The organism is Planotetraspora sp. GP83, from assembly GCF_041262585.1.
GTDB lineage: Bacteria > Actinomycetota > Actinomycetes > Streptosporangiales > Streptosporangiaceae > JAOEGB01.
Map to the genome: position 1 here is coordinate 133,612 of NZ_JBGCBZ010000001.1, position 24,489 is coordinate 158,100.

27 protein-coding genes and 1 pseudogene are annotated in these 24,489 nt (G+C 69.3%); 15 read left to right on the top strand and 13 right to left on the bottom strand.

Annotation, left to right across the window (positions count from 1 at the left end):
* Positions 1-674: 674 nt before the first annotated feature.
* Positions 675-1,628, top strand: coding sequence for a hypothetical protein (locus ABH927_RS00615; protein ID WP_370017413.1), 954 nt, complete (start codon positions 675-677; stop codon positions 1,626-1,628).
* Between the two features lie 454 nt (positions 1,629-2,082).
* Here ABH927_RS00615 and ABH927_RS00620 read toward each other — a convergent pair whose 3' ends face one another.
* The 3 genes from ABH927_RS00620 to ABH927_RS00630 form a co-directional block, all read right to left on the bottom strand.
* Entirely contained in the window at positions 2,083-2,235 is a 153-nt protein-coding gene (locus ABH927_RS00620) for an ATP-binding cassette domain-containing protein (protein WP_370017414.1), read from the bottom strand.
* Positions 2,236-2,239: 4 nt separating this feature from the next.
* Entirely contained in the window at positions 2,240-2,548 is a 309-nt protein-coding gene (locus ABH927_RS00625) for a hypothetical protein (RefSeq protein ID WP_370017415.1), read from the bottom strand.
* 337 nt (positions 2,549-2,885) lie between these two features.
* Entirely contained in the window at positions 2,886-4,883 is a 1,998-nt protein-coding gene (locus ABH927_RS00630) for a hypothetical protein (protein ID WP_370017416.1), read from the bottom strand.
* 418 nt (positions 4,884-5,301) lie between these two features.
* Here ABH927_RS00630 and ABH927_RS00635 point away from each other — a divergent pair, with 418 nt between their 5' ends.
* Positions 5,302-6,411, top strand: coding sequence for a DUF4158 domain-containing protein (locus ABH927_RS00635; protein WP_370017417.1), 1,110 nt, complete (start codon positions 5,302-5,304; stop codon positions 6,409-6,411).
* Between the two features lie 184 nt (positions 6,412-6,595).
* Entirely contained in the window at positions 6,596-7,141 is a 546-nt protein-coding gene (locus tag ABH927_RS00640; RefSeq protein ID WP_370017418.1) for a GNAT family N-acetyltransferase, read from the top strand.
* Here the strand turns inward: ABH927_RS00640 and ABH927_RS00645 are convergent.
* Entirely contained in the window at positions 7,110-8,069 is a 960-nt protein-coding gene (locus ABH927_RS00645) for a tyrosine-type recombinase/integrase (protein WP_370017419.1), read from the bottom strand. The two genes, ABH927_RS00640 and ABH927_RS00645, sit on opposite strands and share 32 nt — an antisense overlap.
* A 75-nt stretch (positions 8,070-8,144) precedes the next feature.
* Positions 8,145-8,669 carry a hypothetical protein gene (locus tag ABH927_RS00650; RefSeq protein WP_370017420.1) on the bottom strand — a complete coding sequence of 175 codons (525 nt, stop codon included), beginning with the start codon at positions 8,667-8,669 and terminating at the stop codon, positions 8,145-8,147.
* Between ABH927_RS00650 and ABH927_RS00655 the strand changes: the two genes are divergently transcribed.
* The 4 genes from ABH927_RS00655 (at position 8,616) to ABH927_RS00670 (ending at position 10,784) form a co-directional block, all read left to right on the top strand.
* Positions 8,616-9,338 carry an ABC transporter transmembrane domain-containing protein gene (locus tag ABH927_RS00655; protein WP_370017421.1) on the top strand — a complete coding sequence of 241 codons (723 nt, stop codon included), beginning with the start codon at positions 8,616-8,618 and terminating at the stop codon, positions 9,336-9,338. The genes ABH927_RS00650 and ABH927_RS00655 overlap by 54 nt on opposite strands.
* On the top strand, positions 9,335-9,658 hold the full coding sequence (locus ABH927_RS00660; RefSeq protein ID WP_370017422.1) for an ATP-binding cassette domain-containing protein: 324 nt from the start codon (positions 9,335-9,337) through the stop codon (positions 9,656-9,658). The genes ABH927_RS00655 and ABH927_RS00660 overlap by 4 nt, the downstream gene beginning before the upstream one ends.
* Before the next feature lie 86 nt (positions 9,659-9,744).
* On the top strand, positions 9,745-9,939 hold the full coding sequence (locus ABH927_RS00665) for a hypothetical protein (RefSeq protein WP_370017423.1): 195 nt from the start codon (positions 9,745-9,747) through the stop codon (positions 9,937-9,939).
* A gap of 545 nt (positions 9,940-10,484) precedes the next feature.
* A complete protein-coding gene (locus ABH927_RS00670) occupies positions 10,485-10,784 on the top strand; it encodes a GNAT family N-acetyltransferase (RefSeq protein ID WP_370017424.1) in 300 nt (99 codons plus the stop codon).
* Here ABH927_RS00670 and ABH927_RS00675 read toward each other — a convergent pair.
* Entirely contained in the window at positions 10,776-10,955 is a 180-nt protein-coding gene (locus ABH927_RS00675; protein WP_370017831.1) for a hypothetical protein, read from the bottom strand. The two genes, ABH927_RS00670 and ABH927_RS00675, sit on opposite strands and share 9 nt — an antisense overlap.
* Before the next feature lie 69 nt (positions 10,956-11,024).
* Here ABH927_RS00675 and ABH927_RS00680 point away from each other — a divergent pair, with 69 nt between their 5' ends.
* Together ABH927_RS00680 and ABH927_RS00685 are read left to right on the top strand one after the other, a co-directional pair.
* Positions 11,025-11,132 carry a LysR family transcriptional regulator gene (locus ABH927_RS00680; protein ID WP_370017425.1) on the top strand — a complete coding sequence of 36 codons (108 nt, stop codon included), beginning with the start codon at positions 11,025-11,027 and terminating at the stop codon, positions 11,130-11,132.
* A gap of 599 nt (positions 11,133-11,731) precedes the next feature.
* Positions 11,732-12,217 (top strand): GNAT family N-acetyltransferase, encoded by a 486-nt coding sequence (locus tag ABH927_RS00685; RefSeq protein WP_370017426.1) that lies wholly within the window; start codon positions 11,732-11,734, stop codon positions 12,215-12,217.
* A gap of 554 nt (positions 12,218-12,771) precedes the next feature.
* Here the strand turns inward: ABH927_RS00685 and ABH927_RS00690 are convergent.
* The 4 genes from ABH927_RS00690 to ABH927_RS00705 all read right to left on the bottom strand — a co-directional run bounded on the left by ABH927_RS00690 (position 12,772) and on the right by ABH927_RS00705 (position 14,946).
* Positions 12,772-12,930, bottom strand: a complete 159-nt coding sequence (locus tag ABH927_RS00690) for a hypothetical protein (protein WP_370017427.1) — start codon at positions 12,928-12,930, stop codon at positions 12,772-12,774.
* A gap of 125 nt (positions 12,931-13,055) precedes the next feature.
* The gene (locus ABH927_RS00695) at positions 13,056-13,721 is read right to left on the bottom strand and encodes a response regulator (protein WP_370017428.1); all 666 of its coding nucleotides are present in this window, start codon (positions 13,719-13,721) and stop codon (positions 13,056-13,058) included.
* Positions 13,722-13,765: 44 nt separating this feature from the next.
* Complete coding sequence (locus ABH927_RS00700) at positions 13,766-14,545, bottom strand: sensor histidine kinase (protein WP_370017429.1); 780 nt, start codon at positions 14,543-14,545, stop codon at positions 13,766-13,768.
* Positions 14,506-14,946, bottom strand: coding sequence for a hypothetical protein (locus tag ABH927_RS00705; protein WP_370017430.1), 441 nt, complete (start codon positions 14,944-14,946; stop codon positions 14,506-14,508). Before ABH927_RS00705 ends, ABH927_RS00700 begins: the two co-directional genes overlap by 40 nt.
* 174 nt (positions 14,947-15,120) lie before the next feature.
* On the opposite strand from ABH927_RS00705, the gene ABH927_RS00710 reads away from it, so the two are divergent.
* Positions 15,121-16,218: a hypothetical protein gene (locus ABH927_RS00710; protein WP_370017431.1), complete on the top strand. Its 1,098-nt coding sequence runs from the start codon at positions 15,121-15,123 to the stop codon at positions 16,216-16,218.
* An 84-nt stretch (positions 16,219-16,302) separates the two neighbouring features.
* The gene (locus ABH927_RS00715) at positions 16,303-16,863 is read left to right on the top strand and encodes a dihydrofolate reductase family protein (RefSeq protein WP_370017432.1); all 561 of its coding nucleotides are present in this window, start codon (positions 16,303-16,305) and stop codon (positions 16,861-16,863) included.
* A 63-nt stretch (positions 16,864-16,926) separates the two neighbouring features.
* Here the strand turns inward: ABH927_RS00715 and ABH927_RS00720 are convergent, their stop codons facing one another.
* Positions 16,927-17,853, bottom strand: a complete 927-nt coding sequence (locus tag ABH927_RS00720; protein ID WP_370017433.1) for a tyrosine-type recombinase/integrase — start codon at positions 17,851-17,853, stop codon at positions 16,927-16,929.
* 311 nt (positions 17,854-18,164) lie between these two features.
* Between ABH927_RS00720 and ABH927_RS00725 the strand changes: the two genes are divergently transcribed.
* Entirely contained in the window at positions 18,165-18,905 is a 741-nt protein-coding gene (locus ABH927_RS00725; protein ID WP_370017434.1) for an alpha/beta hydrolase, read from the top strand.
* 232 nt (positions 18,906-19,137) lie between these two features.
* On the opposite strand, the gene ABH927_RS00730 is transcribed toward ABH927_RS00725, so the two are convergent.
* Positions 19,138-19,461, bottom strand: a complete 324-nt coding sequence (locus ABH927_RS00730) for a hypothetical protein (RefSeq protein WP_370017435.1) — start codon at positions 19,459-19,461, stop codon at positions 19,138-19,140.
* Between the two features lie 229 nt (positions 19,462-19,690).
* A pseudogene (locus ABH927_RS00735) lies at positions 19,691-20,889 on the bottom strand (DUF4158 domain-containing protein).
* Positions 20,890-21,238: 349 nt separating this feature from the next.
* Between ABH927_RS00735 and ABH927_RS00740 the strand changes: the two are divergent.
* The 3 genes from ABH927_RS00740 (at position 21,239) to ABH927_RS00750 (ending at position 24,247) form a co-directional block, all read left to right on the top strand.
* Complete coding sequence (locus ABH927_RS00740; protein WP_370017436.1) at positions 21,239-22,210, top strand: D-alanyl-D-alanine carboxypeptidase family protein; 972 nt, start codon at positions 21,239-21,241, stop codon at positions 22,208-22,210.
* Positions 22,211-22,283: 73 nt separating this feature from the next.
* Positions 22,284-23,012: a two-component system response regulator CseB gene (cseB, locus tag ABH927_RS00745; protein ID WP_370017437.1), complete on the top strand. Its 729-nt coding sequence runs from the start codon at positions 22,284-22,286 to the stop codon at positions 23,010-23,012.
* Positions 23,009-24,247: a sensor histidine kinase gene (locus ABH927_RS00750; RefSeq protein WP_370017438.1), complete on the top strand. Its 1,239-nt coding sequence runs from the start codon at positions 23,009-23,011 to the stop codon at positions 24,245-24,247. Before cseB ends, ABH927_RS00750 begins: the two co-directional genes overlap by 4 nt.
* The last annotated feature ends 242 nt before the right edge of the window (positions 24,248-24,489 follow it).

The window sequence follows — 24,489 nt, forward strand, 5'->3', positions numbered from 1 at the left end:
TCAACGGTGGCCAGGTCGCCACCAGAGCACGCGCATAGGCGTCTAAGCCGTCCTGCGAGGGGTCGTGTGCTTTCTCCGCCATGCGCCGCGATCTGTCCCTGTTCGGTTTCCGTTCCCCGTGCCCGCGTTCCGCCGTTGCCGCCGTCTGTCCCTCCGTCTCTCCGCATCCCGCCCCGGCGTCCGTCGAGGCTGGCCACCGCACCAACCCCCCACACCGATCACTCGAAGTGGAGCCTTCGGCACGCCTTCCCGGTGCGACCCACACCGGCCGCCGTCCCCGCCGACCCGCGACCCCGCTCCGCCACCGGCCCAACCGCAAGCGGCCCTAACGGGTGGCTTCGCCATTGCGCTGGCTACTCCGCTCTCACCGCACCCAACGAATCCCGTTACGGCAGGTCGGGCGGCCCGTCGTTACCCGCTTTGGCCCTCAGGTCATCCAGGTACCGCCGGCTATTCCAACAGCCGCAGCGCTTGCTGAACTGATAATTATCGTCCAGTCCACGTGGTCTCCCGTAGTTTGGGTGTGCGTCACCTGGAGAACGAGCGAGCTGTTCCCAAAGTGGCGGGGAGAACAGCCTTGGTTGGTCCGTCCTGCTCCCCTCTAGCCGTCTCTTGTAACCCGCCGACCTGGCGTGCCCATGGCGCTCCTTCACCGCCTGGACGATACTCATCCAATGGACCTGTGGATCCTCTGTGCTCGCTGTCACTCTCATGTGCCTGGTGTAGAGATCGAGGCCACCTCATCGCTGCTGAAGCACGAACCGGATGACTGGCCGCCGGGTGGCATCCCCGGAGCGTCGCAGCGCTGTTGGGTCTGTGGCTTCATGAACGGGCCGGAGGTTGTCCGTGAGTCGCTGGCTGCTCTGTGGCTCATAAATGCCAAACTAGAACGCGCCGAGCGGGAACGACTCCTCGTAACGATCAAAGATCTCGTTAGAACGCAAGCCGATCTTGCAGCGGCCTTGGCCAGGATCGAGAGTGAGCAACCACAGCTCTCTCGGTTACGTCGTTTGATTCCGCATGGGCAGGCAAACGTGCTCGCTTTCCTCGCCCTGGTGATCGGTTTGGCCACGTTGACCGAGAATACCCTTGCAGATCGGGACGATCTACGCGATCTGCTGGTGCCGAAGAATTCTAGTCAGCTCTCATGGATTAGCTATCCAGGAAGAGAAAGTCTGTACCAGCGGAAGCCTGCTTCTTTCGTCGGACAAGCAGCTCTTTCCCCGGGAAGACGGCTATGTGTTGTGAGGGTCAACAGAAACTTCCCTCCACAAAGACCTGCTGAAACATCCTATAGTTTTAATTGGGTGTCTGTAAGTTCCATAACCGGGCAATGGGTTCAGAATGTGTTTGTTCATGGCAATCGGTCGCTGGTGTCTGCATTAATTTTTGTCATCATTGACCCACGGGAATGGTCGGCCCAAACACGCATGATTATCGAGGAATGTCAGGCGGGAAACTCAGTGCTTACTCGCGAAGTCTTGGCGCTGGTACCGGCGTGCGGTCCAATGCTTCGTTGGAGACATCTCGTTAGTGGCAATAGAGGCGACGAGATCCGTATCGATAGCAGTTGGCCGGACCTTGAGCGGAGCACTATCGGTGACCTTCTACCTAAGCCAGGGTCCTAATCGGAGGCTTAAGGTCGAGTCACACCTTTCTTCGCTTAATGCGAGTGAGGATGCTGTGAGTGCCAAGCAAATGGACCACCCGCACGACACACCCACACTAAGCGCTCAATTGCCGGAAGGAATTAGGAACGATCACCTTCCCATTTCCGCTCCGTTCCCGGGCAGCACCGGCGACACATGGGCGAAAAGATTATCGATCTAGGAGTGTCAGACGCCGTATGGCTGCCCTAGTAGGTGGATGGCCTATCTTTTGCCTGACTTCGTGAGTCCGACTTCCTACTGAGGGGGACAATCTATGTGGACGCATCAGTCAGTGACCCCACCCTGACATGGAGACATAGGCCGCAGGGACGAGGAGCCTCAGGGGACGGCGCAGCGGACCAAGGCGGGCCGCCGGAGAAGCGGGAAGCGTGTTTATCCCGAGGGGGCGGAATAGACGTACTAACCCGACTGATCAGCCATAAGTCTTGCCCGCCCCGTTGGGCCCCAGCAGGGCCAGCACCTCCCCGCGGCGCACCTGGAACGTGACATTGCGCAGGACGTCGGTGGTGCCGTACCGCATGCGCAGCCCGTCGACATCGAGCACGACTTCCTCGGCCGTCGTCATCGGCTCACCCCTCATCCGGGCTGTTGAGGTCATCCGGGTTTTCTGGAGTCGGCAGCTCGCCGTCGCCGATGAGCGTTCGCCTCACACGCGCCGTGAGGTCCGCCTGGTCGACGCCGGCCAGGACGAGCGCGCGCGGCACGGTGCCGACCTGGGCCTGCAGGATTCCCAGCAGCACATGCGCCGGCCGCAGGTCCTTCTTGCGGGTCACGGACGCGAAGCCTCGTTCGAGCGCGAGCTTGGCCGACGCCCCCACGCCCACCTGCCGGTCCGGGGCGTAGGTCGGCCGTGGCAGGTCGAAGGCGGCATGGGACACTCCGGCGGCCCTGAGGCTGTGCTCGAACTCCCGGTCCAGCGCGTCGCGGATCGCCTAGTGATCGAGCCCGGCCGAGGTCAGCGCCTCCTGTGTGGCGGGCTCCTGCTCGGCGGCGATCGCCAGCAGGAGGTGCTGCGCCTCCATCGCGGATGATCCGTCCTCGCGGGCTTCGTGTCCTCCCCGCACGATGATCGTGTGGAGGTATCTGTCGAACGCGGTCAGGGCAGGCGGCGAAGGTCTTTCACCTCCACTCGAATCACAGCGCCTCACGGCGCAGACCGAAAACCGTACAGTCCCTAAGAGGCTCAGACGAACTCAAGGGATATTTCTTAGATGGTTACAGCAGGCCGCCGCCGCGGTGGACGACGTGGAGTTTGCCGTCGTACGCCGCGACGGCAGGGCGTTCGACGGAGGTGACAGCGGGGCTGAAGGGGGTGTCGGTGCTCCAGCTAGTGCCGTTGAAGCTGGACCAGTAGAGCTTGGTGTTGCGATTGGTGTAGCTGCCGCGGTGGACGACATACAGCTTGGCGCCGGTGCCGTCGTTGAAGACCGTCAGGGATGGTGAGACGGCGCTGTTGTGGGTGCCCAATGGGGCGGGGCTGCTCCAGCTGCCGCCGCCCATGGTGTTGCGGCGCGCCCAGTAGAGTCTTTCGTCGGAGTCTGGGCCGCGGAAGACGCAGTACAGCTTGTTCTGGAACACGGCGAGTGCCGGACCGTCCGCGCTCTTCTGGCCCCAGGCGTTGCCGTGGTACCAGCCGTTGCCGTTGTAGTACACCGTATGCAGATGGCCGTTGCCCTGGCCACGGTAGACGCAGTACAGGTTGTTCCCGAGAACCGCCAGCGCCGGCGCGGAGGGGCTGGCGTGGCCGCCGATTGGCGTGTCGGCGCTCCAGCTGGTGCCGTCGAAGGTTGACCAGTACAGCTGCTCGTTGTCGTTACTGCCACGGTGGACGCAGTACAGCTTGTTGTCGTAGGCGGCCAGTGCGGGCGCGGCATTACTGAGGGGGCCGGGGAAGAGGGTGTCGGCGCTCCAGTTGGTGCCGTCGTAGTGGCACCACCACATTTGCTGGAAGTCGCCGCTGGTGTGCGCGCAGTACAGCTTGTTGTCGAAGACAGCCAGCGCGGCGCCCGTGCGAGCGGTAGCGGTGGGCAGCAGCGCGCCCTGGCTCCAGGTGCTGGCGTTGGAGGAAGTGGTCAGGCGCAGCCGTTCCTCGTCAGGCAGGGTGAGGCGGATGTGGAGATCGAAACGGCCGATGCCGTTGAAGCCCCAGTGGTCGGTGGCGCCCGGGCGGTTGGCCAGCGCGGCAAGCGCGGGCCGACTGAAGACGATGGTGCGATTCTGCACCAGGTCGTCGTCGTTGCGGAACCACTCGATCAGCGCTTGGACGAGCGCGGTGATGACAGTGAGGTAATCCCCGATGTCCGATCCGCTGCCCTCCCAGTACCAGGCGGGATTGTCCTTGAACTGGTAGGCGATCTGCTGCAGCTTGTCGCCGATCTTCTTCAGGTCTTCGACGAGCTTGTTGTGCCAGGAGGAGGGGCTGTCGTCGGCTTCCCAGCACTGGATGTGGATGGGCAGGCTGTTGCCGACCCGGCCGTTGAACAGGGTGGTGCCCGCGTCGAACACGCGCACCGAACCGGTCTGGACGTCGCCGTACTCCCGCGTCTTGTTCCACTTGTTCCTGGCGGCCTCGTTGGCTGAGGCGTAGGCCCAGTAGATCTCGTCTTGAGGGCCGAACACTGTGTCTCCGGTACTGCGCCGGCATTCGAACCGTTGCAGGTCCAGTCTCAGGTCTATCGGCGGGGGCGAGACCGGGGTCGCGGTGTCAGAGCGGGAGCTGCCGACGACGGTGACGCCGTAGCCGTAGTCGGCCATGGCCTGGAGGAAGTCCTCGCTGTCGAGGGGCTCGTCCTCGGCGAGGGCGTCGATGTTCACGAAGTTCACGTTGGGCAGGGCGCGGAGTTCCTCGCCCAGGGCGGCGATGTCCTTGGCCAGGTCGTCTTGTGTGTAGCCCTCGGCGAGGGGGCGATCGGCCACGGTGGCGGAGAGTATCTGGCGGGTGCCGGCCGTGTTCTCCTCGGTGAAGGTGCGGCCGAACGCACGGACCTCCTCGTCGTCGTCCGCCAGTGGCCGGAGCATGTCGACGAGTTCTTGTTCGAGCTCGGTCAGCTCCAGCCCGGCCTCCAGGCGCGCGGCGCCGCGCAGCATCACCCCGACCAGCAAGAAGACGGCCGGGGGCGGCGTTGCCCGGTGGGCGAGGCGTTCGGTGGCCGGGCGGCCCTGCAGGGTGGCCCGTATGCGGTCCAGTCGCTCCGCGCGCGTGGGATATGGCATGTGCTACCTCCATCACGGCCGGTCCCGCACAGACCGGACCGGCATTGACGTTACGTACCGCAAAGGGTCGATTACACCCCTCGGGTAGGCGCAGACGGGAATTGTCCGCAACCGGCCAACGGGGTGCGGTCACCTCCGCGGCCGATGCCCCGACGGTGGCCTGCCCTCCTACCTCTCACGGCACGCTGCGCAGACGGCAAACCCTCCTCTCCCGCCCGGAGCGCGGCGATAGGCGTAGGGGGTCGAGCAGCAACGGAACGGTCAGTGGCGTTAGCGAGGCGTCGGGGCGCGGCTTACCGCCACTCGCCGTTCCGATCCGGGTGGGGCGTCGAATAGGCGGGAACCTTGTAACGGTTTGATCGCTGTGGGCGACCACCCTGTCGGTTGGCCCTACTTTGCGGGCATGCCGGTGGAGTTCTTGACGGATGATGAGGCTGCTGCGTACGGGCGGTTCGCGGGGCCGCCGTCGCGGGCGGATCTGGAGCGGGTGTTCTTTCTCGACGACGAGGACCGGGCGCAGATTGCGCAGCGGCGCGTTCAGCACATGAGGCTCGGGTTCGCGCTCCAACTGGTGACGGTGCGGTGGCTGGGGACGTTCCTTGAGGACCCGCTGGATGTGCCGGGTGCGGTGCTGGAGTTCGTAGCCGAGCAGCTGGAGATCGAAGACCCCTCGCAGGTGAAGCGGTACGCCGAGCGGCGGGAGACGCCGTTCGATCATCAGCGGGACATCCGGCGGGCGTACGGGTGGAGGGACTTCACCGACGCGGAGGGGGAGTTCGCGGCGTGGGTGGCGGCCCGGTCGTGGACGTCGGGCGACGGCCCGAAGGCGATCTTCACTGACGGAGTGGGGTGGCTGCGGGAGCGCAAGGTGCTGCTGCCGGGCGTGACGACGCTGGCCCGGCTGGTCGCGAGGGTGCGGGACGACACGACGAAGCGGTTGTGGGGTGTGCTGGAGGGGCTGCTGACGGTCGGCCAGCGGTATGTCCTGGACCAACTGCTGGAGGTTCCTGCGGGGTCGCGGGTGTCGGATCTGGAGCGGTGGCGCAAGGGAGTGGCGCCGCGGGCGTCCGGTCCGACGATCATCAAGGCCCTCGACCAGGTGGCGGAGATCGGGAACCTGGAGCTGGCGGAGCTGGGGGCCGAGGGGCTGGTGCCGCCGCGCCGGTTGGGGGAACTGGCCAGGTACGGGATGCGGGCGGACGCCTCGGCGCTGCGCCGTCACCCGGACGGCCGGCGGCTGGCGACGCTGCTGGCCACGGTGCGGCATCTGGAGGGCAAGTCGGTCGACGACACGTTGGAGCTGCTCGATCTGCTGATGGCGACCGAGCTGATGAACAAGGCGCAGAACGCCTCGGACAAGGAGAAGGTCCGCAAGCATCCGAAGCTGGCGAGGTCGGCGGCCCGGTTGGCGGTCGCCGTGGAGGCGTTGTTCGCCTCCGACGGCTGGGGCGGCCCGGTGTACGGGGGCCGACAGGGCAGCCAAGGTGGCCTCCCTCCGACCTGGAGATTCACCTCCACCTGGAGATGAGGGAGGCAGGCCTGCCGGACAATAATCGGCGGGCCTGTCTCCCCCTCCGAGCTGATTCGCGCCCCTGGGCCGGGGGCGCAAATTCGCTGGAGACGGCCGTCCGAGCCCCCGTATCGTGTCCCGGTCAACGGGTGCGGGGTAGCTGGCCCTGTGCGAGCGAAACGGCATGAGAGAGACGCGGACAATGGTCATCAGGACGGAGCGGCTGGTGCTGAGGCGCTGGCGGGGGAGTGACCGGGAGCCGTTCGCGGCGCTGAACGCCGACCCCGCCGTGATGGAGCACTTCCCCGCCACGCTTTCGCGCGCCGAGAGCGACGCCTTCGTCGACCAGGCGGAGGCGAGATTCGACGAGCGAGGGTTCGGGCTGTGGGCCGTGGAGACGGCCGGGACGTTCATCGGGTTCACGGGCCTGTCGGTCCCCCGGTTCACCGCCCACTTCACGCCCGCCGTGGAGATCGGCTGGCGGCTCGCCCGCGCCGCGTGGGGGTACGGCTATGCGAGCGAGGCGGCGAGAGCCGTACTGGACGACGGGTTCGGGAGGCTGCGCCTGGCGGAGATCGTGTCCTTCACGGCCACGGACAACCTTCGCTCACAGGCGGTGATGCGCCGCATCGGCATGACGCGCGACGCGGCGGGCGACTTCGACCACCCGGTGCTGCCGGAGGGCAGCCCGCTGCGCCGCCATGTCCTCTACCGGATCAGCGCGGCCGGGTGGTCCCGGGCATCTTGAGGCGGTCGACCGCCTCGCGGCGGCGGCGTTCGGGACGCCGGTCGTAGCGGGCGGTCGTGGCGGGGGAGGCGTGGCCGACCAGGGCCTGCGTCGTCGCGAGGTCCACCCCGGCGTCGAGCAACTCACCGATGAAGGTGCGGCGGAAGTCGTGCGGCGTCCTCTTCGCCGCTCCCGCCTGGGTGAGACGGCGGGAGACGATGTCGGCGATCGCCTGGCCGGTCATGTGGGACAGCCGGAGCCGCCCGGCCTTGTTGATGGGGCAGAACAACGGCCCGGCTTCGCGCCCGCGCTCCGACAGCCAGAGCTCCACGCGCTCCACCGCCTCGGCGGTCAGGTAGACCAGGCGCTCCTTGTCGCCCTTGCCCCGGACCCGCAGTGATCTGGCGGGCCGGTCGAAGTCGCTCAGCTTCAGTGCGGCGAGCTCGGCCCTTCGGCATCCGGTGGAGTAGAGGACCGCGAGCATCGCGCCGTCGCGCCTGCCAGCGGGGGAGTGGTCGTCCTCGCAGGCTTCCAGCGCGGCCTCGAGGACCTCCGGTGGGACGTGCTGCCCCACGGGAACCCGCGTGTGCTTGTACGACGGCAGGTCGGCGGCCCGCTGGAACTCCTCGCCCGTCATGAGCCCGAGCCGCCAGGCCTCCTGCAGGACCCGGCGCAGGGCCACCAGATGCTTGTTGACGTGCGCCGCGGACCAGCCCTGCTCGCGCATCAGCGTCCGCAGCCGCACCGTGTGCTCGTAGCGGAGCAGCCCCCACGGCTGCCCGGCCCCCGTGGCCTGGGGGTCATCGGTGATGAGCCGGGCGATGCGGTCGAGGCAGCCGCGCATCGTGCGCTTGGACTCGGGGCTCTGGAGAGCGTCGAGGTACACGAAGTAGGGGTCGGGCGCGGGCTGCGCGTCGGGAAGCCGCTCGGGCACGGCAGGGGCGTTCATCACCGCTATCCTAATAGAAATCTACATTGTAAAGGCGCTCGGTAGGAGACAAATCAACATGTGAGCCCAAAACCCTCAGCGAAGGACCCACCCGGGCCGGGAGGCGTACGTGAGCGGCCCGGGAACCGCGGATGCCGTGCCGGGCCGCTCACGTACGGGCAGGCCGGTCAGTCGTCCAGGGCAGCCAGGTCGAGCCGGTGAAGACGGGTCGGGGTCAGCGAGGATGTCCATGGCGACGATCTTCCTGTCGTTGATGGTCAGGCCCATGACCGCCATCGGCCGCCCATCGAGCGCCGTGACCAATCCGACGGCCCCGTTGACGAGCGCCGGCTGGGCGAACCGCTGGAAGCTGAGCGCCTGCCTGGCCACGGCGGCCGCACCGCGAACCTCCCGCAGGCCGGCCGCGGGCGCGGCGCCCTCGTCGACCCGGAGGACGATGCCCGGGTCGAGTACGGCTACCAGCCCATCGAAGTCGCCTCCGCGGGCGGCGGCGAGGAAGGCGTCGACGACCTCGCGGACGCCGCGGCGACGCTCCTTCGGGCCAACGTGCTCCGGTCGATCCTGACGGCGCGCGGGCCCGCCGCGACCCGGCTGCCGCACTCGCCGGGGGAGTCGGTCGCGAGGTTCCGTGATGACGTGAGCGACGTGGTGGAGCTCACCGACGAGTCGGTCGGTCTGGCCGGCGCCACACTCTTCGGCGCGGCCGCCTTGGTCATCATGGCGTCGATCGACCCGGTGATCACGCTGGTGCTGGTGATTCCCATGATCGCGATCGGCGTGCTCAGCCGGTCGATGAGGGAGGTGGTCCGGCGGCTGCACCTGCGTGCCCGGGTGCTCGGCGCGGCCGTCACCGCGTACATCGGCGAGGTCTTCGGTGGCGTGCTGGCGATCAAGACCGCGGGCGCGGAAGAGGCGGCGTTGGAGCGCCTGCGTGCGCACAACCGGAGACGGCGTGACGCGGCCGTGAAGGACCGGCTGGCGACGGACCTGCTGGACGCGGCGACGGGCACGACCGTCGAGATCGGAGTCGGGCTCGTTCTGCTGCTCGCGGCGTCGGCGATGCGCCGGGGTGACTTCACGGTGGGCGATCTCGCGCTGTTCACCAGCTATGTCAGCTGGCTGACGGCGCTGCCGCGCACCATCGGCGTCATCCTCTATTGCCTGCCGCAGGCCGCGGTCGCCACCGAACGGCTCGGCCGGCTGATGGCCTCGCACGAGGACGCCCGCGACCTGTCGCGGAACACCGGCGTCTGGAACCTCCTCCCGTGAGTGCGTCGCCGCCGGAGCGCGGCGACGCGCTGGAGGTGATCGAGGCGCGGGGGCTGACCGTGCGCTTCGGCGGGAGCGGCCGCGGCCTGCACGGGGTCGATCTGCGGGTGAGGCGGGGGTCGTTCACGGTGGTCACCGGCGCCGTCGGTTCGGGCAAGACCACTCTGGTGCGCGCCCTGCTCGGTCTGGTGCCGGTGGACGCTGGGACGATCAGCTGGAATGGCAGGCGCGTCGACGACCCGGGGACGTTCCTCGTGCCGGACCGCGTGGCGTACGCGAGCCAGGTTCCACGGCTGCTGTCGGCCCGGCGCCCGTCTTGACCGCGCGCTGAGGCTGTCGGCGTTGGATGAGGACCTGGCCGGGATGCCGGAGGGGCTGGACACGGTCGTCGGGCCTCGTGGCGGTGGTGTCGCACCGGAGGGCCGCGTTGGAGCGGGCCGATCAGGTCGTCGTGCTCGACCGTGGCCGGGTCGCCGGGCGGGGCCCCCTCGGTGAGCTGCTGCGGAGTTGCCCGGAGATGCGGCGGCTGTGGAGCGAGGAGCTCGTCGTCGAAGCCGAGCAGATTGTCGAAGCCGAGGAGGGGGCTGGGAGCGGGGCGTGACTGTCAGGTCGTCGGTACGCCAGGATCTGTAGGTGTCCGATGCTTGCCGGTTCTGGAGGGGGGTGCGCGTGTCGGCGTTGTCTGCCGTGAGCGGCTCGGAAACGGTGAGGGGACTGCAGGAAAGGGCGGCCCGGGCTCTTCCGGCCGAGCACGTCGAGGATGTTGACGGGTGGTGGCTTCGCCATGCCCCCAGCTGTGCCTGGTGGGTGGGAACGGTGCTGCCGCATGGTGATGCCAGGCCGGGCGAACTGGCGCGCAGGGTCGTTGGGGCGGAGGAGTTCTACGCCGGTCACGGCGCGGCCGCCCGGTTTCAGATCAGCCCGGGAGCGTGTTTAGAAGGGCTCGACACAGTTTTAGCGGAGCGCGGCTACCGCCGTCAGAGCTTGGTATCGTTGCAGGTGGCGCCGACCGCGCGTGTCCTAGAACGGGCGCTGGCAGCCTCACCGCGGGTTCGATTGGACGACCGCCCGACACGCGCATGGTTTGAAATCTGGCACGCCGTGCATGGTGGCGGCTTTCGTTCCGAGTGGGACATGCTCGGTCGCGTGGAGCGGCCGTCCGCCTACGCCTGCGCGATGATCGGGGAGGATGTCCTCGCGGTGGGCCGCGCGGTCGCCGACACCGGCTGGGCGGGAGTGTTCGGCATGGCCACACTTCCCAAGGCGCGCGGGAAGGGCGCGGCCCGCGGCGTGCTCGCCGCGCTGGCCAGTTGGGCCCGCGCACACGAAGCGGACCGCATGTACCTCCAGGTGGAGCGCGACAACATCCCGGCTCTCCGGCTGTACGAACGGATGGGCTTCACCGAACTGTGCGGCTACCACTACCGCACTGCCGCGTCATCCTGACGGTGTACGAGATGTCGAAACGGCGGCGTGCGGAACTCGTAGTGGGTGAGGAGGGGCGGGCAGGACACGCATGGTGAGCGCGAGCGTGAGAAGGCCGAGTGGCACGCCGACGAGGAAGATCGCGCGCCAGCCGAAGCCGGCGATCAGAAGTCCCCCGATGGAGGGGCCCAGTGCGGTGCCGACTGGTTACGCTGAATGTCTTGCTCGAGGAGGGCAGCGTGACGCTGGCGGGAGAACGGCTTGCACTCAGCCCCCTCTGCGATGAGTCGCGTCCTGGTGCGGCTGCGGCGAGCCACGGGTGACCCGCTGCTGGTGCGGGCCGGGCGAGGGCTGGTGCCCACGCCGTGAGCCTTGGAGTTGCGCGAACGTGTGCGTCTCCTGGTCCAGGAGGCCGAAGAGGTTCTGAAGCCGGCCGAGAAGCTTGATCTGGTGACGCTGGAGAGAACTTTCGCGTTGCGCAGCAGCGATGGGTTCGTGGAGAGCTTCGGACCCGAGTTGGTGGCCAGGGTCGGCAGCGAAGCACCTGGTGTGCGACTTGTTCGATGACCGGCTGCGGGATACCCAGCAGATAGGCGTGCGCGGAATCCAGGCCCTTGGGCGCCTACCAATCTCGCGGGCCGTTACGCCTGTGCGTAGTCGCCAGGCCGGCGGTACCTAGATCAATTAACCGGGCTTCGGGGTTCAAGGACCGTTGACCGGTGCGAGCCGGTGGCGGGTTCAGGCGATCAGCAGGCGAAGGCCAAGCTCTGCCGCGTCGAGATCGACGAGGTCTCGGTTGCGTTCGGCCCACCGACTGGATGCGAGGTCATCACGGAGGCTGTGCACCGCGCGCTGCTCGGCGTCCGGCCCGACTCTGGCCCAGACCGATACCCCGCGACGGACATTCTCCTCCAGGTAGGCCTCGAAGAAGCCGTCAGCGCAGTCCCTTCTTGCCGTAGTCTCCGCTCATGCCGATCCGGTACGCCCTCCCGCCCGACGCGGATGTCATGGCCGAGGTCACCTGTGCCGCGTTCGCCGAGTTTGAGGACTTCGACGTCACCCACGAGCAATCCGCCGCCAACTGGCGCCGGAATCTCCTCGGGGAGGCGGCCGAACGGCCTCGGCCGCATCACACCAGGATCGCCGAACTGCCGGACGGGACGGTCATCAGTCTGGTCATGGGCGGCCCGGCGGATCCGGAGCTCGGCCTTGACGCCGAGATCTACGCCCTCGCGGTCCGTCCCGGCCATCAGGGCCATGGCCATGGCCGCGCTCTGCTCCGGGCGGCGGCGGCCGATCTGTCCGCCGACGGGTTCGGCTCGCTGGCGATCCGGGTACGGGCCGTCAACGAACGTGCCCGCCGCTTCTACGCCTCCCTCGGCGGAGTCCTCACGGGCGAGGTGCCACCCGACGAGGTCTTCTACTCCTGGCCGGAGATAGCGGCGCTTCTCTGATCCGGTGGACTGTGCCTTTCACAGCTAGTTGGCCTTGGAGCCGAGGCTGGCTGCTGGTCGGAGCCTCGTGGTCGTTTGTTGTTGCGACGCCCAGGTAGGGGGGCGGCACTGGCGACCTCGCGTGTTCGATGTGGCGGGGCCTGCAGGACCACCGAACGTAGCCGTCGACGGGGCATAGTGGCTGCGGCCTGGCCGTGGGTCATCCAGTGGCAGGGCGGCGCTTGTTCCCCTCCGGTGTGAAGATGAAAGTGTCCCTGAACGGTCCCCTCCCGCAGCGGACGGCGGGAGGACTGTTCGCCCCTACGACCTAAGACCGGCCTCTTCGACGCCCTTGTCCAAGAGGGCGCCTGGGACGCTGCGATGCCAGCATCAACGGGCGTGAGTAGTTGAGGTACAGGAAGTCCCGGTGAGATTGATCCTGGTTGGCCAGTGCCGTGACCGGAAACGTTCACCGGGGTGGTGCTGACCGATCCCAGCGCTGCTGGTGATACGGATCAGGCCGAGGAATGTGGCGCTGTCGGTCCAGAGTCTCCGGGCTGGCTGGTCGCTGCGGGTCAGCCGCGCACTGCAGCCAGGCACTCGTCGTACAGATCCATGATGTCGCCCTTGCCGTCGTTGTCGACCCACGCCATTGATGCGGCGTCCAGGCACGTGAACACCGTCGCGATCACCGCGCGGGCCCTCGGATCCGTCCTGCCGGCAGCAGCGTCCATACGCGCCTTGATGAGCGGCAGCAGGTCCTCCTGGAACCGCAGCCGCTTTTCGAGATAACCGGCACGCTGAGGCTCTGGGAGGCCAGCGCATCCACCCGATCGAGCTGACGCTCCGGGCCTCTACCCTAGCCCGGCGTCGTGGACGATGAGGCTAGCTGAACCCGGTTGTCCAGGGCCGCCTTGGTGAGAATGCGGGAGATGTACCCCTTCACGGTGCCCACGCTCATGTGCAGCTCACCGGCGATCACCGCGTTCGGCTTCCCCTGGCCGACCGCCAGCGCCACCTCGCGCTCCCGCTCACTCAGCCGCGCCAGGACCTGACGGGCGTCGGTACGTCGTCGGCTCTCCTCCTCGGGCACCAGGTGGGCGATCAGCTTGCGCGTGACGCTCGGCGACAGGATCGGCTCCCCCGCCACGACCTTCCGCACGGCGTCCACGATGCCCTCCGGCGGGGTGTCCTTGAGCAGGAACCCGCTGGCCCCCGACCGCAACGCCCTGAACACCAGCTCGTCGGCGTCGAACGTGGTGAGCACCACCACCTCGGGCGCCCCCGCCCGCGCCCGCAGCAGCCGGGTCGCCTCGATGCCGTCGAGGCCGTTCATCCGGATGTCCATGAGCACCACGTCCGGCCCGTGCTCGGCCACGGCTCTCTCCACCTCGCCGCCGTCAGCTACCGCGCCGACGATGTGCAGGTCGGGGGCGCCTTTGAGCATCAACGTCAGACCGGCGCGTACGAGGGCGTCGTCGTCCACGATCAGCACCCGGATCGGCACGCTCGCGTCTGCTCTCACCTGGGCCATGCTAGCCAGGCCCTCACCGCGGCGTAGCCACGCCCTCACCGCGGCCACGGTAGCCGGGCCGCCAGCCGGAACCCGCCGTCCGCCGTCTCCCTGCACTCCAACCGGCCACCGGCCAGCGACGCCCGCTCCGCCAGCCCGGCCAGCCCCGCCCCCGCCCCGGTCCCCGCGAGGGCGGCCGGTCCGCTGTGAAGCGGGTTACGCACCTCGACCACCAGCTCGGCCCCCCTCGTGCCCGACACGAGCACTGTGACGGGCTGACCGGGCGCGTGCTTGCGCGCGTTCGTGAGCCCCTCCTGCACGATCCTGTACGCGGCGCGGCCTACCGCATCCGGCACCTCGGACAGGCGCACCCCTTGATCGCGCAGCTCAACCCGCATCCCGGCCCGCCGCGACTCCTCCACGAGCGCCCCGAGATCCACCCCACCGCCCGACGGCGACCCGGTGTCCGATGGTGGCGGTGGTGCTGGATCGCGGAGGACCGAGATGACGGTCCGTAGCTCCTCCAGCGCCAGGCGGACGCTCAACCGGATCACCCCGGCCGCCTCCGCTACCTCGCCCGGCGTCGCGTCCGCGTTGAACTCCAGCGCCCCCGCGTGCACCGCCAGCAGCGACAACCGGTGAGCGAGCACGTCATGCATCTCCCGGGCGATCCCGAGCCGTTCGGCGCGGCAGGCCTCCTCGGCGCGCAGCCGCTGGTCGGCCTCCGCCCGGCGAGCCCGCTCGGCCAGCGACCGCACCAGCTCCCGGCGGGTGCGCGCCAGCATCCCCCACACAGTCACCGCCACCCCGAACAGCACCCCGACCAGCGCCCACACCGGATACGGCGCAAGCCCGGGCGGCCGCAACGCGAACCTGACCAGCGTCGCCCCCACCCCGCCGCCCCCACCGCGATCGCCACGCGCGGCCGCCGATACAGGGCCGCGATCAGCGCGGCAATCCCCGCCGCCACCGACGCCGAAGCGGCGGGCACCGACAGCGCGATCACCGCCAGCCCCGCGGACACGGGCCACCTTCGGCACAGCCACACCCCCGCGCAGGCCAGCCCGCCACCCACCAGGTCGGCGACCAGGTACCAGCCCGGACCGCCCGCCAGATCCCCCCAGACCACCGCCACCGCTCCGGCGAGCGCGGGCACGAACCCGCCCAGGCCCACGGCCCAGCCGCCCCGCGACCACATCCAGCGGATCCGCACCTCATCCGCGCTGGTCAGGAACACAACCGCCGATCGTAGCCCGCCTCGGAGCCTCGCGTAAGCAACCGAGGTCACCCGTGGACCACAACCAAAGTCACCAAGAGGTGGCCGGAGTGTCTGGCGGAAGCAACCTGGGCTGGCCACGTTCCGGCCGTCCGCCAGCAGAGGCAGGCTCCCACCGCCCGGCACGCTGGCCCCATGAACGCACCCGACGTACCAAAGGGCGGCCGACGCGCCGCGTTGCTGCTCGCGGTGATCACCCCGGTCATCGCCGAGCTCACCCTGGGCAACCCGCCGCTCAGCCAGATCTGGCTGATGCTCCTGTGGATCCCGATCTACGGTGCCGGCACGGTGCTGATCCGGGAGCTGGTACGACGGCGCCGCGGAGGCTGGCCGTCGATCCTGCTGCTCGGACTGGCGTACGGCATCGTCGAGGAGGGACTGGTGTTGCAGGCGCTCAGCAGCCCCACCATGTACGGGGTGGCCGGGTGGGCGCCGAGGTTCCTCGGGCTGAACAGCGCTTATGCCGAGCTCAACCTGCCCTACCACGCCGTGTTCAGCGTGGCGCTGCCGATCCTCCTGGCCGATCTGGCGTTCCCGTCCCTGCGCGACCGGCCGTACCTGAAGCGGACGGGGGTCGTGGTGGCCGGAGTGGTGTTCGTGCTGGGCGGGCTGTTGCTGCGGGGGACCGTGGCGACCTCCATCGACCCCGGCTACCAGGCACCGGTCGCGGTGCTGGCGGGGTGCGTGGCCGCCGTGGCACTGCTGGCAGTGGTGGCCCTGCGCGTACTCCCGCCCACTGCCCCCACAACGCCCGGTGCGCGCGAGGCGTCCCCTGCGCCCGCGACGTCCGCTACACCCGCAGCGCCGACTGCGCCCGAAGCGTCCGCTGCCTTCCAATCGACGGTGGACGGTACGCGGGTCGGGGCGGTTCCCGGACCCGCGGTGGTGGGGGTCTTCGGGCTGTTGGCGGGGTTCGGGTATCTGGCGCTGCTGTTCCCGTTCGGCGGGGCCGGTCAGCCCGCCTTCACCCACGGCGGCTGGGTGGCAGCGCCGATGCTGGGCGCGGTGTTGGCCGGGTGGCTGGTACGCCGGTGGACGGGGAGCGGCGGGTGGACGGACCGGCACAGCCTCTGCTTGGCCGGTGGGGCGTTGGTGGGGCACACCGCGTTCGGGGTGGTGGCCAACGCCGCCACCCTCGCCGACAAGCTGGAGCTGTGCACTCTGGGGCTGGTCATGGTCAGTCTGCTGGCGCTGCTCGGCGGCCGACGCCCGGCCCCGATGCCGACGAAATAGCCCGAAAAGATTCTTCCGCCAGATGTAGAGAACGTCGCCACGGCTTCGACCCACCTGCGAAAGCAAAGAGAACAGGAGCCGGACATGCGTAAGATCATCTTCTGGGTGCACACCTCGATCGACGGCCACATCGACGGCCCGAACGGCGAGTTCGACTGGCCCGTTATGGGCGAGGAACTGTCGGCGTACTCCGAGGCGCTGGGCGACCGTTCCGACACCTTCCTGTACGGGCGCGGCGTCTGGGAAGGCATGGTGGCCTTCTGGCCGAATGCCGAGTCGATGTCGGACCACCCGCACGTCCTGAAGTTCGCTCCTCGCTGGCGCGACACGCCGAAGATCGTCTTCTCGAGGACACTGAAGGAGACCGACTGGGCCACCCGGATCATCGGCGACGACCTCGCTGAGCAGGTCGCCGGGCTCAAGCGACAGGACGGCAAGGACCTGCTGCTCACCGGCGGCTCCAGCCTGGCCGCCGCGCTCACCGACCACGGCCTGATCGACGAGTATCACATCGCGGTGCACCCGGTCGCGCTGGGCGGTGGCCGGCCGCTGTTCGTCCCGCGCGACGAGCGGCTGGGCCTGCGGCTGGCCGAGTCGCGTACCTGCGATTCGCAGGTGGTGGTGATGCGGTACGACCGCGTCTAGGGGTGTCGGTAAGACTGGTGTCACCAGGTACACGCGATTGAGTTCGCCCAGCTCAGCGGGACCTTATTGATCGGTGGGCAGGTGCCCGACGGCCTCTTCGAGGTCGGCGTGGGTGGGCAGCGTGTATCGGCGGGTGGTGTCGAGTCGGGCGTGTCCGAGCAATTCGGCGACCACGACGATGTCGACGCCACTGCGCAGCAGGTTGGTGGCGAAGGTGTGCCGCAGGGTGTGCGCGGAGACGAACGGCTCACCGTCCTCGTCGACCAGGTCGGCGTCGAGGGCGATCTCGTCGATGAGCTGGTCGACGGCGCGGGCGGTCAGGCGGCCGCCGCGGCGGTTGAGGAACAGCGCCGGGGTGTCGGCGCCGGGCCAGTCCGCGCGCTGGCGTTTCCAGTCCCGGACGGCGTCGCGGGCGGTGGCATCGAGCAGCGGGATCGTACGGGAGACCATGCCCTTACCGGAGCCGACTTTGACCTTGCCCTTGCGGGCGGAGATCGGCACGTCCTCGACGTCTAGGTCGACGAGCTCGGCGACGCGTACGCCGGAGTAGAACAGCAGCCGGCCGATGGCCCGGTCGCGTGCGAGGGGGCGGGGTTCGACCGCGCGAAGGAACCGTTTCTGTTCGCGGGCGGTCAGGGAGCGGGGGGCGAGCTTGGGGGCGGCGTCGCGGCGGATCTTCACTGGGCCGAGCCCGAGGTGCTCGTAGAAGTGGTCGAGCGCGGTGATGTGCGCGTTGACGGTGTTGTCGGCCCGGCCGAGCACAGTCTTGAGGTGGGTCTTGTAGTCGCGGACGGCGAAGTCGCGGCCATGGCCGTCACCGAGGGGATCGCCGTCGGGGTCACCGGTGTCCAGCCAGGCGAGGAATCCGCGGACGCGCGAGTCGTAGGCGCGTCGGGTGTCGGCGTCCAGGGGGGCGCGGTCGAGCACGGCTGCGTAGCTGGCGTAGACCTCCGCGAAGACCGCGGGCACACCGGTGCGCCGTCCCGCCACCGGACCCCCTCGTGATATCAGAAGCTCTTCTGCCGCCCTAATCATACCAATCCCCCGCAATATCAGAAGCAGGGTCTAGGTTTGTCTTCTGATATTGACTAATATCAGAAGAAGGTCCGAGAGAGGAACCATGACCGCTCAAAAACCTGTTGGCGGACCATGGTGACCACTGCTAGATTTCCGGTGGCCGTGTGAGAGAACGAGGAGGTGGTACCCATGAACGTATCGACATGGGTGCTCCCCTCTGGGTCACGGTCGGGCGATAGGTCGTCCGGGAGCGCCGTTCAAGAGCACTCCCGAAAGGCACGACCATGCGATTCACTTCTGAACAGCGCCTCGATGACGGCGTCCTCGAACGCGAATTCACCCTCGGCGAGATCCCCGGCATCCTGTGGACGCCCGCATCCGCATCCGCATCCGCACCGGTCCCGCTGATCCTGCTCGGCCACCCCCCGCTCGGACTGCACAAGATGTACCCCCGGCTGGTGGCGCGGGCCCGGCACTCTGTGGCGGAGGGCTTCGCTGCGGCCACCATCGAGCTCCCCGGGAGCGGTGACCGGCCCCGTTGGGCCGCCGCCGAGCAGGCCCGCGCCGACCTGCGCAGGGTGATGGAGGCCGGCGAGCCGGTCAGCGACGAGATCATCGACGCCCTCATCCTCCCGCTCGTCGACAAGGCGGTCCCGGAATCGCAGGCCGCCCTGGACGCCCTCCTTTCGCTGCCCGAGATCGGCGGCCCGGTCGGGTACTCGGGGGGAGTGATCTCCATCGGCATCCGGCTTGCGGTGGTCGAGCCGCGCATCGTGGCCGCCGGCTTCTTCGCCGGGAGTTTCGTGCCTCGCACCATGTTCGAGGAGGCCCGACAGGTCACCATTCCGCTGCATGTCCTGCTGCAGTGGGATGACGAAGGGAACGACCGACAGGCGGCCCTGGACCTGTTCGACGCCTTTGGCTCCAAGGAGAAAACGCTGCACGCCAACATGGGCGGGCACACCGGTGTCCCGCAGTTCGCAGGGGAGGACGCGGCCGGGTTCTTCGCCCGGCATCTGCGCTAGCCGCGGGCCGGGGCCTCGCCGCCAGGCCAGCAGCAAACGATAGGCGGCGCCGGCCAGCACGCCGCTCATCGAGGACAGGCCCCGGACCTCCTCGATGGCGGTGGCCAGCAGATGCACAACCGCCCCGATCGCGGCGGTACCGGCCATCGGCGGTACCGGCCGGTCGGGGCGGCGCCCGGCCACCACCGCCTCCATCAGTTGGGCCCACGCCGCCAACTCGCTAGAGCCGAGATCACGCCGTCGGGAGGTCGGGCGCGGCATCCAGCGGGGTCAGCTGGATCGCCCCGGCGCCGCGCCGTTCGGCGATCTTCAACCAGGCCAGGCCCTTGCCGCCGAGGGCGTCGTTCAGCGCCGACAGCTCGGCGTCCATCTCCGAGCGGAGCTGGTCGATGAACACTTGCGGGTCCAGCGGCTTGCGGAGCTTGGCGTAGTTCTCCGCGCGGTTGGCCTCGAAGTCGGTGGGCAGGTCGTCGTCCGGGTTGCGCCACCGGTCGCGCCCACCACCCAGATCTCCTTGCAGCGCAGCTTCTCCCGCAGCGTCTGGAAGACGCCGCACTCGTACACGCTGCGCAAGATCCGCTGACGGCGTTTGCTGTCGGCCCGGTACATCAGCTCCACCAGCTCAGCCGGGACGATCCCCTCCACCGGGACGTTCTCACCGAGCGCGTAGCACTTGACCCGGTTGGAGACATCGGCCTTGTACCGCTTGATCAGCGCAAGGGCCTGCATCATCGGCGCGTGCACGGTGATGGTCGACCCGAACTCCAGGACCTCAATGATCTGGATCAGGCGGTCCGGTAGTGATTGGTGTAGGAGGCCTTGAACACCCGCTGCTTGTGCTGCCGGCAGGAAGTGCCCTTGGCCTTGTACTCGTGCAGCAGGTTGATCAGCGTCTTGTAGCCGCCCGGCACTGCCGGGTAGATGACGTCCTCGACCCGTGACTCGGGCGACTCCAGCGCGGCCTCGGTCATCTTGAACAGGATGTTCTCCTTGCCCGACACCCGCTTCAGCTCCGCCACGAACTCCTCGGTGACCTTGGTGTCGGCGCGAGCGTTGATCCGCTGTACCGTGGAGATGAGCAGGTCGACCAGGGTGTCGGTGATCTCCCGGGCCCGGCAGTACGAGTAGGCAGCCAGCAGCGTCACCTTGATGTCGTGCGGGTGCGACCGCAGGTGCGAGGGGGCCTCGGCCGCCACCCTGGCCCGCCAGGCCGCCCGCACCTTCGGCGCGACGTCGGCGAACAGGTCGTCCGGCAGCCCGACCGCGCGGATCGCGGTCAGTTTGAACACCTCCTGCTCGATCGTCTTCACGCTCACGTTACCTGGCTCTTCCCGGATCACCGCGAAAACATCGACCCCGGCCGCCTCCGCGGCGCCGAACAGCGCGCCATCGTCCTCGTCCTGGCCCTCGGCGTCGTCGCCGGGATCGGCGCTCTTGGCGATCAGCGCGAGCAGCCGCTGGATCGACTCGGCCGGGACACGGCCGACGATCCGGGCGGTCTGGGTCTGCTCGGCCTGCCGCAGCGCCGTCCCGATGATCCGGCGGACGCGGTCCCGGGTCGGCGGCTCAATCCGCCCCTCCCGCAGGTGCGCCAGTAGCTCGGCGCGGACCCGGTCGACCTGCCGCTCCTTCTCACACACCCTGACGGCCAGCCAGTCCCCGGCCTTGTCAGCGTCGGCAACCGAGCACTCACGGAACCCGAAATACTTGCGGATGTCCGTGCGATGCGCCTTGATCGTCCGGCCATCCACTCATACAACCCCAGCTCAGACGCTGCAACGTCAACCAGGCGGGCGACGTAGGCGACGGCCTGGTCGGGGATCTCGGCACGGCCCGCCGGGAACCTGCCGTGCACCGCGTAGAAGCGCAGCAACAACGCGAACCCGAGTTTCGTCGCACCCCGCCGGCCCGACAGTTGCTCCAGCTCGTCCCCGACCAGCGTCCAGTTCCCGACGAGCTCGTCCTCGTCCAGCACATGAGCCACGCGGCATCCGGACCTCTCACGAAACGGGCAGCCGAGCGGCCCCCGCAACCCTCACGAATCCGGATCAATACTGGCCGCGCACGATCACCCACGCCCGACGATCAGGGAAAGTCCCTCCACGGCTCTTGTGAAGCCGTCGCTGAGCTGAGCGAACTCAATCGCGTGTACCTGGTGACACCAGTCTTACCGACACCCCAACAGCCGCCGTGACGTGGAGGAGCGCGGACTGATGCGCGGTTGAGCCGTGGCGGATGCGTCGCCTCGGCGGGGCCGACATCCGCGCATCGCATGGTGATGGGCACGCGCCCTGGTGAAGGCGCGGACAAGTCCGTCATGGAGGTGCCCAATCATGCGTTCCGCCCGCCGCGACCGCGTCCGCCCGTTGCCGCGGGCCGTCCTCGCCTACCTCGCCCTCGTGGTCGCCGCCGGTGTGGCCGGCTGCCTCGGCCCGTCCAGCGGGGACCGCGTGCCCGCGCCGCGACACGTCACCGGCATCGCGCTGCCGTGGCCCGCCGACGGGCAGGCCGTGGTCGAGGTGGCCGGCGAGGGCGTCCTCGGATCCAGCGGCTCGATGACGCCGGTGCCCATCGCGAGCGTGACCAAGGTGATGACGGCCTACGTCCTGCTGCGGGGCCATCCGCTCAGGGACGGCGAGGAGGGCCCGCTCATCGAGGTCGACGGGACGGCCGCAGCCGAGTCGCTGTCGGCGACGGAGTCCACCGTCCCGGTGAGAGAGGGACAGCGGCTGTCCCTGCGGCGGCTGCTGGAGCTGATGATGATCCCGTCCGGCAACAACGTGGCCCGGCTGCTGGCCCGATGGGACGCCGGGACGCAGGAGGGGTTCGTGCGGAAGATGAACGCCGCCGCCCGCGTCCTCGGCATGGCCGACACCGTCTACACCGGCGCCAGCGGCTACGAGGACTCCACGGTGAGCACGGCGTCCGACCAGGTGAAGCTGGCCGGCGAGGCGATGCGGAACGAGGTGTTCCGGCGGATCGTCGCCACCACGCGGACGTCCCTTCCCGGCGATCCGCGCGTGATCCGCAACACCAATACGCTGCTGGGCAGGAACGGGGTGATCGGCATCAAGACCGGATCCGGCACGCGGGCCGGCGGCAGCCTGATGTGGGCCGTCACGGTCGGATCGGGCGACGGGGCGCGTCTCGTCCTCGGCGTCGTCCTGTCCCAGAGGGTCGGCGCCGCCCCGGAGGCGGCGAAGCAGGCGGCGCTCGACGCGAGCGACAGGCTGATCACGGCGGTGCGTGCGGCCGTGCCCCGGCTGGTCGCGGCCGGCCGGACGGCAGGCGTGCCGGTGCGATGAGCACGCGCGCCGCCGACGTACAGTACAACGTGGACACCAGCGGTGAATCCGCCCGGCGAGGAGCCGCGCGGTAGTGGACAGGACGACCCCCGACGCGCCCGTCACCCTGCTGCTGGTGGAGGACGACGACGTCATCCTCAAGACGGTCACGATGGCGCTGGGGCGCTACGGCTACCGCGTGTCGACCGCCGGGGACGGCCTGAGCGGCCTGGAGGCCTTCCAGGACGGCGGACACGACCTGCTGCTGCTAGACGTCATGCTGCCGGGCCTTGACGGCATCGGCCTGTGCCGCAAGGTCAGGGAGTCCAGCCTGATGCCGATCCTGCTGATGTCGGCCCGGGGCGACGCCGTGGACGTGGTGTCGGGCCTGGAGGCGGGCGCGGACGACTACGTCGTCAAGCCGGTCGAGATCTCCGTGCTGGTGGCCAGGATCCGCTCCCTGCTGCGGCGGGCGGCCTTCACCCCGCGGGAGACGGCGTCCGCCGCCGGCGCCCCGGAGGATGGGGCCGTCGGATCCGCGCTCACCTTCGGCGACCTCACGGTCGACACCGCCGCCCTGGAGGTGTGGCGGGCGGGGCGGCCGGTCGCGCTCGCGCCCACGGAGTTGCGGCTGCTGCTGGAGTTCGCGGCCAACCCCGGGCTCGTCCTGGATCGCCAGACGTTGCTGCGTGACGTCTGGGACTACGGCTGGGACGGCGACACCCGCGTGGTCGATCTCTGCGTCCAGCGGCTGCGCAAGAAGATCGGCGCCGACCGGATCCAGACGGTCCGCGGCTTCGGCTACAAGCTTCGCCGGTCATGAACCCGACCTCGTTGCGGTGGAAGATCGCCGCCCTCGTCGCTGTCGGATGCTGCGCGGTCACGGCCGTGGTCGGGGTGCTGGTGCATCGGGCGACCTTCGACCGTTCGATGCGCCTCGGCGAGGGCGACGCGCTCCAGGCCCTCACGCAGATCGAGCAGGAGTACGCGCGCACGGGCACGGCCCCCGCGGACGCCCTCAAGGAGCCGGACGAGCTGCCGGCGGAGCTGCGGCAGCGGCTCGCGTCCGCGCGTCCGGAGCCGGCCGCCCTCCTCCCCGTGTTCGCCCGGATCACCTGCTACGTCGAGGAGCGGCCCGGCCAGCCCTGGATGTGGGCGGCGGAACCTGTGGGCGACCAGGTGCTCGTCGCACGGATCGAGATGGGCTCGGAGCTGCGCAGCCTGGAGGCGCTCGACCGCCACATGGTGCTCGCCGCGCTCGCCGCGCTCGGCGTCCTCCTCCCGGTGACGGTCCTGGCGGCCGAGTTGCCGAACCGCCGCCTCCGGCGCGTGGCCGCCACCGCGCGGCGCATCGCGGACGGAGATCTGGACGCCCGGACCGAGGCGCGCGGACGCGACGAGATCGCCGACATCTCCGCTGCCGTGGACTCGATGGCGGCGAACCTGCAGCGCCGGCTGCTCGCCGAGCAGCGCTTCACCGCCGACATCGCGCACGACCTGCGCACCCCGCTGATGGGGCTGCTCACCGCCACCGAGCTGCTGCCGGAGAGCGAGGCCACGGACCTGGTCCGTGACCGCGTCCGCGTGCTGCGGTCGCTGGTCGAGGACCTGCTGGAGGTCTCCCGCCTCGACGCCGGCGCCGAGGAGGCCGAGCGCCTCCCGGTGCCGCTCGACCGGCTGATGGCCGAGTCGCTGCGCAGGCTGGGTCTCACCGCCGAGGTGAGCGTGGTGGGCGACCCCGTGGCGGAGACCGATCCGCGCCGTCTGGACCGGATCGTCGCCAACCTCGTGGTCAACGCCCACCGCCACGGAGGGCCTCCGGTGGAGATCGGCGTGAGCGGCCGGACGATCGTGGTCCGCGACCACGGCCCGGGCTTCCCCGGCGAGCTGCTAGCCGACGGGCCCCGGCGTTTCCGGACCGGCAGGGCGGAACGCGGCGGGGGGCACGGCCTCGGCCTGACCATCGCCGTCGGCCAGGCTCGGGTCATCGGCGCCCGGCTCCGCTTCGGCAACGCCCCGGACGGCGGCGCGATCGTCACGCTCGAGCTGCCGGGCTGACGACGTATCCTCGAAACGGAGCAGGCACTCCATTTGTGGGGGGACCGTTACGACGTTCTGGCCGGACCGCGACGACACCCGCTATGCCGACCAGGTCCGGCGCCGGCCCCACGCCGAGCGGGCCCGGCCGCCGTCATCGTGATGGACGCGGCCGCGCTCACCGAGGCGGTCGCCCCGGACTGGGCGCCCCCGCACGCGCGGACCGTGCTCGACACCGGCACCCCTCGACACCGGCACCCACT